General features: G+C 36.3%; 7 protein-coding genes. All 7 read right to left on the bottom strand.

The genetic code is table 11. From position 1 onward, the window contains the following. Positions 1–36: 36 nt before the first annotated feature. Positions 37–4,386, bottom strand: coding sequence for a PAS domain S-box protein (locus EZJ43_RS16275; protein WP_133263783.1), 4,350 nt, complete (start codon positions 4,384–4,386; stop codon positions 37–39). 737 nt (positions 4,387–5,123) lie between these two features. Then, the gene (locus EZJ43_RS16270) at positions 5,124–5,525 is read right to left on the bottom strand and encodes a group III truncated hemoglobin (RefSeq protein WP_133263794.1); all 402 of its coding nucleotides are present in this window, start codon (positions 5,523–5,525) and stop codon (positions 5,124–5,126) included. Beyond that, a complete protein-coding gene (locus tag EZJ43_RS16265) occupies positions 5,515–5,949 on the bottom strand; it encodes a hypothetical protein (RefSeq protein WP_133263782.1) in 435 nt (144 codons plus the stop codon). The genes EZJ43_RS16270 and EZJ43_RS16265 overlap by 11 nt, the downstream gene beginning before the upstream one ends. A gap of 98 nt (positions 5,950–6,047) precedes the next feature. Next, positions 6,048–6,482, bottom strand: a complete 435-nt coding sequence (locus EZJ43_RS16260; protein ID WP_133263781.1) for an aspartyl protease family protein — start codon at positions 6,480–6,482, stop codon at positions 6,048–6,050. Between the two features lie 337 nt (positions 6,483–6,819). Then, positions 6,820–7,758 carry a malate dehydrogenase gene (gene mdh / locus EZJ43_RS16255; RefSeq protein WP_133263780.1) on the bottom strand — a complete coding sequence of 313 codons (939 nt, stop codon included), beginning with the start codon at positions 7,756–7,758 and terminating at the stop codon, positions 6,820–6,822. Positions 7,759–7,848: 90 nt separating this feature from the next. Then, positions 7,849–10,644, bottom strand: coding sequence for an outer membrane beta-barrel protein (locus tag EZJ43_RS16250; RefSeq protein WP_133263779.1), 2,796 nt, complete (start codon positions 10,642–10,644; stop codon positions 7,849–7,851). 10 nt (positions 10,645–10,654) lie between these two features. Beyond that, positions 10,655–11,404: a hypothetical protein gene (locus tag EZJ43_RS16245; protein WP_133263778.1), complete on the bottom strand. Its 750-nt coding sequence runs from the start codon at positions 11,402–11,404 to the stop codon at positions 10,655–10,657. Between the last annotated feature and the right edge of the window lie 39 nt (positions 11,405–11,443).

The following is an 11,443-nucleotide window of genomic DNA, read 5'->3' as shown; positions in this document are numbered from 1 at the left end:
GAACTTACACTAAAGATTTATTTATTTTATTAAACTTTAATCCGCTAGTTCCTGAACGTATCGCGCCAAAATCGGAATTAAAGTTTTTATTTCTGTCTTCAATTGTTCAACCCCTTTTTTCAGTATTTCATATTCAAATTCTTCGGTTGTTTGTAGCCTCCCGCTAATTTTTGCTAAATGCATTAAACCAGCTGAATTAGCCATGCCATAAAGTTTATGTGCTAACGATACAATCATTTTGGCATCGCTGGGTACAATTTCTTTATCGAGTATTTTTAAAGCGTCTTCAAGTTCAATAATGGCAATATTTATAACCTCAGCCAATTTTATAGTATCGTTGCTGAAAATAGAAGCTAGCCGCTCAGTTACAAAATGCTCCAGTTTTGGAATGTCATCATTTTGTGCGTAATTTATTTGGGGCTGTGTGGCTTTAGTTAGCCATTTATTAAGCATCGCTTCGATATTTTCTTCCAATACGGGTTTGGTAACGAAATCGTTCATACCTGCGGCAATACTTTTTTCCCTTTCGCCTTTAACATTGGCTGCGGTTAAAGCAATAATTGGAATTTCTTTCCCATTTTCCATCGATCTAATTTCCCTCGTACATTCATAGCCATTCATTTCGGGCATCTGTATATCCATAAAAATAAGATCGAACGTCTCTTTTTTGAAAAGTTCGATACCCAAACGCCCATTTTCGGCCTCCATTATTACACTATCGGGATGAAGTTTTTGGATTAAAGCGCGTGCTAAAAATCTGTTTACTTCATTATCCTCAACCACCATAAACCTGTATTGGTCAGTCTCTTTTTTCGCAATTGGCGCTTCAATTGCTATCGGGTCTGGCGTTATATCCTTTGTTTTTAGGCGTGTAAGTATGTTGTAAAGCTCAGTCATTTTAATCGGTTTTAATAAGCGATTGCTGATATTTAGATCGTGGCAAGCTTTAATTATAGTGCCATCGTCTGATGAGCTGTGCAACAGAATGATGGGTAATTCATTATCGCTAGCGCTAAAATTCTCCCTAATTTTTGCAGCAGTTTCTAAACCATCCATGTACGGCATGTGGTAATCCATCAAAATCGCATCATAAGTTCTCCTTTCTGCTAGAAACTGAAGGGCTTCAAAACCACTTCTTGCCTCGTCTGTCTTGATTTTTTTTAACGATAACATATCCGTAAGTATGGTTCTGTTGTTGTCGTTATCATCCACAATAAGGATATTTTTAATACTTTCCATCGCTCTCCATTCCACTGCATTTCCTTGTTCCGATCGCATTTCAACATCAAAATAAAATATACTACCTTCATCTAAAACACTTTCTAATTGGAGGTGACTGTTTATCATGTGTAATAACTTATTCGAAATTGTAAGCCCTAAACCTGTGCCTCCGTATTTTTTTGTGGTCGATGAATCTTCCTGCGCAAAAGCTTGGAATATTTTTTCTTGTGTTGCTTTTGCAATTCCAATACCCGTATCTCTAACACTAAATCGCAGTACGTGGTGGGCATCGGTATGGCTTATAACTTCTACTTTAAGCTCAATTTCGCCTTTTGACGTGAATTTTGCGGCATTACCCAGTAAATTTATTAAAACCTGTTTCAGCCTCATCGCATCAGTCCAAATAAATCGAGGTAAATCCGGAGATAAGTTTAACAGCAGTTCTAAGCTTTTAGACTGAATTTGGTAGGAAATGATATCGCCAGCCTGCCAAACAATTTCATAAAGATCGCACTTTTCAATATCGAGTTCAAATTTGCCTGCTTCAATTTTCGAGAAATCCAATATATCATTGATGATACTTAACAATGCAATACCAGATTGATTCACAATTTTAAGATATTGCTTTTGGGTGCTATTTAAGTCGGTTTTTAATACCAAATCTGTAAATCCGATTACGCCGTTTAGTGGCGTTCTAATTTCATGGCTCATGTTTGCAAGAAACTCCGATTTAGCGGAATTGGCCAAGTCGGCACGTAATATCGCGTCTTTTAGTTCATTACGATGCTTTACGCTTGCAGAAATATCATGTGTAAACACAATCACCCCGCCTACCGAATGATCTAATTTGTGCCACGGTCTCATTTCCCATGAAATTTGATGTTTTACATTCGTTTTTGCATCCACATAAGTATCTTCATCTCTTTTGATAATCAATCCGTTGAGTACTTCCTTGTGCTTGGCAATCCGCGCTGCCGAAAGATTTGTGAAAATATCATAGTATGACATTCCATCAATACTGTTTTTTGATGGAGCATAATCACTCCGCCATCTACGGCTCGTGGCTAAAAACTTCATGTTTCTATCTAGCATTGCAACTGGCGCTGGTGTATTTTCGATAAAGGCAAGTAATATCGCTTTTTCTAACTCGAGTTCTTTTTCAATCTTTTCTTTTTCGGTAATGTCAGCCGATATACCCAAATATCCGATTACTTCACTTTTATCATTACGGATTGAGGTTATGGATAGCGAAACCCTTACACGATGACCAGATTTGGTAATAAAAGTGAATATTCTTGCTACGCTTGTACTATCTGCATATTGTTTAAAAACGTTAAACCCCATAACATCCAAACCTACGCTTGCACCTAAGTTGGCACGAAGTGCTTCAACCTCATCCTTATCATGAAACAACTCTGGGGTTTGTTTACCAATCAATTCTTCGGCTGTGTAGCCAAGCAAATTTTCCGATCCTTTGTTAAAAACAGTAATTATTCCATCGCTATCAGTTGCAATAATACTTACTTGGGTAGCCGCGCAGAGTACATCATCTAATAATTTTTTTGATGCAGCAACCGCCAATTGGGCGCGTTTATATTGATCAATGTCTTGGAAAGTACCGTAAATTCGGTTTTGTGCTGTACTTACAGATTCTGTGTGCCCTTTGGCCCTTACCCATTTTTCCCTTCCGTAGTAATCAACCACTTCAAGTTCTAAATCCCAATCTTTACCTGTTTCAATACATTCCTGCACGGCAGAAATGATCTGCTCCCTATTTTTTCCTTCTTTATAAAATTCAATTGCATTTTCTAAGCTTGGCATAAAATCATCTGGCACACCGTGTATCTCTCGCGTTACTTTAGACCAGCTCACTTTTCCGGTATTTGCATCAAGTTCCCAACCCCCAATTTTAGCCAAACTGCTTGTTTCTTCGAAAAGGTTTTTAGTGGCCAATAGTTCATTTTCTAGCTTTTTTTGATTGGTAATATCTACTGCGTTGGCCACAACGTAATGGCTACCGTTTGTGTCTGTTTGTAAAACATTTGAGTAAAGCCACAATCTTTCTTCGCCAGATTTTCTTTTAACCACCATATAACCTTTTGAAAAGCCATGTTTTAGCATCTGTGTAAGATATTTTTTCAGGCTGTTATGCCTTCCTTGCGGTACAATGTCGAAAAGACTTTTATCCAGAAGCTCATCTCTATCGTAACCTAATGTTTTTGCGCCCGCAGGGTTGAGCGATAAGAATTTGCCGTCGATATCGTGCGTGCACATTAACCCTTGAGAGCTTTCAAAAAAGGCTTTGAGTTTTTGTTCGCTCACTTTCATGGCCGAAATTTTTTCCAATTCAACGGTTACATCTCGCCCAATTGCGAATAAATCGCCACTTAGTTTATCAATGGTTGCTGTCCACTCAATCATTTTAAAGCCACCATTTTTAATTGCAACCTGATGGATACATTGCGCTGGAATAATTCCACTTTTAAACTGAGTCCAAATTTCTTTTGCAACTTTTTGTGCTTCGGTAGGGATAATATCAAAAATTGTTTCAGCCTTTAATCCTTCCTTATCCCAACCAAAGTTTTTATTAAAACTAGCGTTCACCCGTTTAAACTTATAGTCGCTGCTCAAAATACAAATGAGGTCTTCCGAGTGATTAAAAAGCTCGACAAAATTTTGATGTTCCTTTTTATTTCGCCTATCAATGGCGATAGTTATTGCCTCTTCTGCCAACAGTGCGAGCAATTTCTGCTGTGTGACAGTCAGTATTTTCGGTACGGTATCAATCACGCATATTGCGCCAAGGGCATATCCGTTTGGGTCAATTAGTGGATAACCAGCGTAAAATCTTACTTTTAAACCCTCCGTAACAAACGGGTGGTTTTTAACGCGTTCATCTTTTAGCGTATCTTCAACAATGAAAATTTCATTGCCAAGTAGCGGAAATTCACACATTGCCACGCCTCTCGGTATCTCCTCAATAACAAGTCCTTTGGTAGATTTATACCAAAGTCGATCTTTTTCTGCAAAAGAAATCATAGAGATTTCGCACTCACATATTAACGAAGCTATTTCTGTTAGTCTATCGAAATCGCGCTCGTGGCCCGAGCCTAAAATATCGTAACTGTAAAGCGCTTCTAACCGAGCAGTTTCATCTTTTTGCATGTGAAGGTGTAATTAGGGATAATTATAGCACAAAAAATTGTTGGGATACGGAGGTTAACTCAATTGGGAGAATGCGAAATAATGCTGCCCTTTAATTTACCGCTTACCTTATGTTTTCTGATGCTATTATTAGTGTTTAAATATCGGGAAAAATAAGTTTAAGATTTACGTAAATTCAATTTTATGACAAAAAAACATTTTGGATTGGAGAAAGGTGGACTGCAAAACAATGGTTAAAGAGGTGAAAAACTAGTTTGATGGCATTTGGATAAACCAGAACAGATTGACCCCGTCTTACCTGTAATAAATTTGCTTTAAATTATTACTTGTCATTGTGCTAGTGTTTTGGCGAAGAGGGGTCAATTGGATTGGTTTTTACAGTAGAATTACCCTGCTTAAAGAATCTCTTAACGGCAACCGCTAAAGAATTAAATTTGGGGCATAGTAACAAAGTAGAAGGTGGTGTTGCCTTACTTACCAGGCAGAAGTTCGATTGGTAGCTTTTTTGAAGGTATGGATGTGGCTTCGACTGTTGTAACTGCAAAAACCTAATGAAATTGAATTTAAAGCCGTTTATACTGAGGTAGAAAGGAGAATGCAAATCAAAACGTATATCGATTATGTTTTCATAAGTTTAATGAACAGCTTTTTAATATCACCCATTTTCATTGCTTTCAGTAATTGATTTCTACTTTTTATCCTTTCCAAAAAGATAGAAATACTAAAAAAAATGAAATTTATTGGCTCTTTATATTGATGTTCGGACTGATCGAACTCAATTTAAAATGCATTAAATCTGCAATGGATTTTGCTTTCTGTTTAATCATCTCCGCATTCTCGCCTTCGAATAAATCATCTACGGTTTTGAAAAAAATGCCTTTCCAAGTATCAAATTCCTGTTTATCTAAATTTGCTTTCTTCTGCAAATCGAAATGAGTTAACATGGGGTTGCCTTTGTAAATCGCTTTGCCAAAAAGAATGCTTTCCCAAAAATCGTACATTTTAGGTAAGTGGTGGCTCCAATCTACTTTTGCAACCTCGGTAAAAATAGGGCCAATTAAATTGTTCTGTTGTACGTTATTATAAAAAGTATCTACTAAAATTATTATGTCGTTTCTATTGTTAATATCACTTTTCATCATGTAAATCTTTTAATTTTAAAAACCCGAGCGTAGCCAATAAAATAATTTTTATTGCTTCAATTACAGCATATAATATATGATGAAAACTCTCTGGTGGATTATTTCCACTTAAAACTAGCTTTGCTCTTTCATCTAGCAAAGGCAAAAGCCAAATACTATCTACCAATATCGATATGGTTATAATCAATAAAAAAAGGCCTTTAATGGTTTTTAAAGATGAAGGGTAGGTGCAGATTAATATTACAATCCACAAAAATATTTCTACCTTATTTAATGCTTGAAATACCAACTGACCAATTCCCAAACCTAAGGGGATAGTTATTCCGGGCGCTTGAAATTTTAATGGCGCCTCTAAAAAGCTGATTCCAGCAATTAATCCAGCCCAAAATATGATACAAAAAATTGCGATATATTTTTTCATAATGATGCGAATATCATTTAATTTGATTTCTCTAAAAGTGATATTAATCAGAAAAATTAAAAAAATTATTTGAAAATGGCCTTATTTGAAAATGTGATTTAACCTTGAAGCTTCGATAACAATAATTTTAACGTAGGATAATTTATTCTTGCATTATATTCCATTAAAATATCGCCACCAATAATGGCCATAATCGGTGGATGCCCGAATTGTTGGTAGGTATCGCTTACCGATTGCAGATCGAACGCAACAGTTTCATAATTATTGATTTTGAGGCTGCCTACTTTAAGAGAAGGAATTGTGGCTTTTATTGTTGTGGTGGTAGAAAAAAGCGTTGCTGCATTTATTTCATCTGATATTTGGAGGGTTTCGGAGAGATGGCGTTCTATTAAGCCCTTATCAAACACCGTTCTAGATGCACCGGTATCTAAAACAGCATAATGCTTCTGTTTAAAAACGACAATTTCTACCAAAAGGTGGAAACCATCGTTTTGTAAATTAATAAGTTTTAAAGGGATAGAAATTGACTTCATATAATTTTACCGTTTTAAGTGCCCAAGTTATTTTTCACCACCTCAGACACCTCAGTTTTTTACGGTTGATTTTTTACTGCCTAAGTCCCCTAAGTTATTTTTTCTTAGGTGACTTGGGTGGTAATTTTTAAAAATTAATAAGTTTTAAAAGGATAGAAATTGACTTCATGTAATTTTACCGTTTTAAGTGCCCAAGTTATTTTTCACCACCTCAGACACCTCAGTTTTTTACGGTCGATTTTTTACTGCCTAAGTCCCCTAAGTTATCTTTTTCTTAGGAGGCTTAGGTGGTAATTTTTAAAAATTAATAAGTTTTAAAGGAATGGCAAATTATGGGTTACACCAATTTCATTTCTTTCAACACTGCATTCATATTTCTCACAGCATCTGCACTTTTATTAAATTTTGCTTGCTCTTCATCGGTTAATTTAAAATCGATGATTTTCTCCCAACCGTTTCTACCAATAATCACGGGTACGCCTAAACAAATATCGTCTTGGCCATATTCGCCTTCTAAAGAAACGCAACAAGTGAATAGCTTTTTCTCATCGCGTAAAATTGCTTCAACTAATGCCGCACCTGCCGCACCGGGTGCATACCATGCAGATGTTCCAATTAAACCAGTTAAAGTTGCACCTCCAACCATTGTATCTGCTGCAACTTTATCAAGCGTAGCCTGATCTAATAAATTGCTTACTGGCAAACTTTGATAAGTTGCTAATCTAGTTAACGGAATCATTGTGGTATCGCCATGGCCACCAATTACGAAACCCTGCAAATCACTAGGACTACAGTTTAAAGCTTGCGATAAATAGAATTTGAAACGGGCACTATCAAGCGTTCCGCCCATACCAATAATACGGTTTTTAGGTAACCCTAATGATTTCAAGGCTAAGTAAGCCATTGTATCCATCGGGTTGCTGATTACAATAATAATTGCATCTGGCGAGAATTTTAAAATATTTTCGGCTACGCCTTTAACAATGCCTGCATTAATACCAATTAATTCTTCGCGCGTCATGCCTGGTTTACGAGGTAAACCTGATGTAATTACAACCACACTAGAGCCTGCGGTTTTGCTATAATCGCCAGTTACACCCGTAATTTTAGTATCGAAACCTAATAAAGTGGCGGTTTGCATCATATCAATAGCTTTACCTTCGGCAAAACCTTCTTTAATATCTAGTAATACCAGCTCATCAGCCAATTCTTTGCGGGCTATATTATCAGCACAAGTGGCACCAACTGCGCCAGCACCTACAACTGTTACTTTCATTTTGTATTTAGTTTAAAAATAAAAACTACGCTGTTTTTATAAGCCTAAGTTAGAAAATACAAATAGTTTATAAAAATAATTGTCAATTTATTAATTAATAAAGCTTCCATCGCCACGTCGTTGCATTTGCCTACCATTGCGTGAGGGCACTCCCGACCATTTTTGCAGGTTAACCCGTAAGTTGATCATAAAGTAGCGGCTTAATGCATTGCTTAACGTATTGGTAATTGAATATTCTGTTAAAGTTTGATTTACAAAGTTGTTCTGCTTTAAAATATCATAAACCTGTAAGCTCAAAACTGCATTTTTGCGTTTAAAAAATTCTTTTTCTAATGAACCATTTATGATAAACGGATTTCTGGAGATATTCGCGGATAAGCCTTTAACATAATTTTTACTCGCATTATAATTTATGGAGAACGTTTTTAAGAAGTAAAATTTGCCATTAATCGCTAAAGATAAAGTTCTAATATCGCTTCCTTTAGCAAGCTGAAAAGAAGACCGCGTAACGTCATATCCAACATAAGGGTTAATTTCAATATTGTCGTTTGGTGTTATTCTTGGTCCAAAACGTTGGTTTAAACGCCATACATTACTTCCATTGAGCACATTGTTGCTCATAGAAACCTGATGGTTGTAGCCCACACTACCGTTTAAAGCCAAGTTATATTTCCTGTTATCCAATTGTTTAGAAATATTGTAATTTCCGTTTACACTATAGCTTCCATTTAAATTAACATATCGAATTTCATTTTTAAACGTACCTAAAGCGTCTGGAATTTGCACCACGTTTGTCGAAATTTGATTGGATGTTTTATCGTAGTTTACAGCAAACGATAAATTTAGTCGCTCGTTACTTAAATAGTTATCGTACTTGGTGTTAATCGAGTGCCTAAACGATGGTTTTAAATCTGGATTACCGACCACAGGGTTTTGTGGATTGGATTCATCTCGAACGGGTTGTATTTGATTAAATGAAGGCTCATTCGCATTTCCAGAATAATTTATAGAAAAACGCTGTTGCCTTGACCAGGCATATTGATACCTGAAAATTGGAATTAAATTAAAGCCGTTGCGTTTAATCGTTGTGTTTAAGCTTATTTTCGAACCTGCTAAGGTTGTCGGGATACCGGTAATTCCCAAAGAGATATTTGTTTTTGAACCTGTGTAACGATAATTTAGCGCCAATCGGGTTTCGGTAAAAGAATATGCAAAAATATTGCTTAGCGAATCGATGGCTTGTGTAGATCCATCGGCTAAAATATTATTGGTGGTTGCAGCATTATCATACGTTCGGCGATTAATTTGTCCGTTAAATTCTAACTGCGTAAGTGTTGTCAAGGGCTCAACATACGTCATGCTTGCGCGATAGGTATTATTTAAGTTTTTGCGTGCCACGAGGCGATGAACTAAAGAATCTCTCAATATGGCGTCACTTTGTCCTTGATAATATAAAATTCGGTTATTCTGCTCGTTATCTTGTTGCTGATTGCCGCCCGATGCATTTACTTGCAACGAGATGTTTCTACGTGGTTTATCGAAAATGTACTGGTAAAAAATTACGCCACTAAAACTCGGGGTTTTATTTGTACTATTGGTGCTACCAACTACATCTTGATGGATTAAACCTGTTCGCTGTTGATTGGAGCTATTTATCGATTCGTTTGTGCTTAAGTTAATAGAAGGACTAATTCTAAGAAAATTTTTCGGGTTGATTTTATATTCAAGTTCCAAATCCAATTTATGGGCTTTGTTGATATTATCCCGTTGTGATTGATTTATGAAATTTGTAGTGCCCAAAGTACTAAATTGTTGCCCTTCACTTTTATTGATAGAATTAGTATTGTTGTTGCTAAAGTTGTAGCTGGTGTTAATTTCTATATTTTTTGTAAGCTGATCGCGATAGCTAAACGCCGGACTAGAATATTGCGTAGTACCGCCACTGCCTCCGCCACCGTTATTTCTGCCACCACCAGCGCCAATGTTTCCTGTTGATGCTACGCCATTTACTGTGTTGCGCAAGTTTAGTATGCCCCCAATTTGCTGGTTGCCATTAATTCGCTGTAAAAATAATCTGCCTTCATAACGTTCAGAACTTCCTATACCGGCATTTGCCCTTAACATATTGCCCACCGATTTGCTGGCTTTTGTAGTAATGTTCAACACTTTCTGTGGGTCGCCATCTTTTATTCCCGTACGTGCTGGTTGGTCGCCATAATCATCAACAATTTGGATTTTTTCTACAATATCTGCAGGTAAATTTTGAATCACTTGGGCAATATTTCCGCCTAAATAATCTTTGCCATTTAACCTCGCTTTAACAATTTGTTGGCCTTGGTGCGTAACCGATCCATCGGTTCCAACCTCCATGCCTTCCATTTTTTTAAGTAATTCATCAACGGTTGCATTTTCACGAACTTTATAGTCGCTTGCCGTATATTCAACAGTATCCACTTTGTAAACAATTCCTTTTTCTGCTGTAATGGTTACATCGCTTAAAGTATTTACTTCTTCCTGTATCACAAAAGGATCTAAAACTAAACGGGGTAAAACATCATTTAACTTCATCCGTTTTACAATTCTTTGGTAACCAATACTGGCTACAGTAATCATAAAACTGGCAGACTTTACATTTTTAAACACGAAAATTCCATCGCCATTGGTTTGCGTAATCAAACTATCTACATCGCTTTTAAGGTAAATACTAACCGAAGGAATGGAAATCTCATCCTTTCCCATTACAATTCCGCTTACTTCTCTGGTAGAAAGAGGCGAATTTTTATCCTTTTTTGGAACAACTGACGGTGTTTGTGCATTTGAAATGCCTGCTGAAAGGGTGCATATTGTAAAGATCAAGAATTTTAAAAAAGTAAAAGGTTTCGCCATTATTTATATTTTACTGTAAAGTATATTTTTCCCAAAAATCGTTTGCTACCGTTAGTAGAAGCATATCAATATTTCCAGCTCCACCGTTACGGTTTCGTCCGCCACCGTAACCTCCGCCATTTCTGGCCAGATTGCCGCGGTCTCTGTTGTTATTAAAATTGATCGGGTTGAATTGTAGATTTATCGCAACCTCATTTTTATTGTTCGCAACTAATTTTAATTGTTCAAGCGGTATGCAGAGCTCGTAATTTATATTTCCTTTAACATCCGCTTTGGCACCTATTTTAATGCCGTAAGTATTGTAAATGGAAATAATGCTATCTGGAATCTCTGTAAAACCTGATAAATGCAGTTCTTTAATTTTTGTAACCGCTTCTTTGCGATGGCTTTGAGTTGCCGAATCTATTTTTACTGGGGTTGATGTAAACTGCCTCGTGGTTCTATAATCTTCTACAGGTGCTATTGTAATTTGGTAAATATCTTTAATGCTCTTTTTTCCATCTGTATTGATAGATAATGTTAAACCTCCTGCAAGTGCTTTTTTGATATATGTATCTTCAGTAAGTTTTAAAGCGATGTAAAAGTTTTTTTGATCGTTATAAAACTGATAAAAAGTACCAGTACTTTTGTTGTTTTGTAGATTTGGCCATTCTGCTAATAAGCCATTAATTTTAATTTTTTGTACGGTGGCTTGCGCAAAAACGCCTAGGTTTAAACATAGCAAAGCCAATATGCTAAAAATATTTCGGGTTACTTTCATTAGTTGTATCTGACGGAGCTTGAAGATTATAGTTTAATT

It is taken from the genome of Pedobacter changchengzhani (assembly GCF_004354365.1).
Taxonomy (GTDB): Bacteria; Bacteroidota; Bacteroidia; order Sphingobacteriales; family Sphingobacteriaceae; genus Pedobacter; species Pedobacter changchengzhani.
This window is presented reverse-complemented; position numbering and strand designations above follow the sequence as displayed.

What these genes read in the sequence shown, in the direction of transcription:
- EZJ43_RS16275 (WP_133263783.1), bottom strand. Translation starts at nt 4,386, where the DNA reads ATGCAAAAAGATGAAACTGCTCGGTTAGAAGCGCTTTACAGTTACGAT.
- EZJ43_RS16270 (WP_133263794.1), bottom strand. Translation starts at nt 5,525, where the DNA reads ATGAAAAGTGATATTAACAATAGAAACGACATAATAATTTTAGTAGAT.
- EZJ43_RS16265 (WP_133263782.1), bottom strand. Translation starts at nt 5,949, where the DNA reads ATGAAAAAATATATCGCAATTTTTTGTATCATATTTTGGGCTGGATTA.
- EZJ43_RS16260 (WP_133263781.1), bottom strand. Translation starts at nt 6,482, where the DNA reads ATGAAGTCAATTTCTATCCCTTTAAAACTTATTAATTTACAAAACGAT.
- mdh (WP_133263780.1), bottom strand. Translation starts at nt 7,758, where the DNA reads ATGAAAGTAACAGTTGTAGGTGCTGGCGCAGTTGGTGCCACTTGTGCT.
- EZJ43_RS16250 (WP_133263779.1), bottom strand. Translation starts at nt 10,644, where the DNA reads ATGGCGAAACCTTTTACTTTTTTAAAATTCTTGATCTTTACAATATGC.
- EZJ43_RS16245 (WP_133263778.1), bottom strand. Translation starts at nt 11,404, where the DNA reads ATGAAAGTAACCCGAAATATTTTTAGCATATTGGCTTTGCTATGTTTA.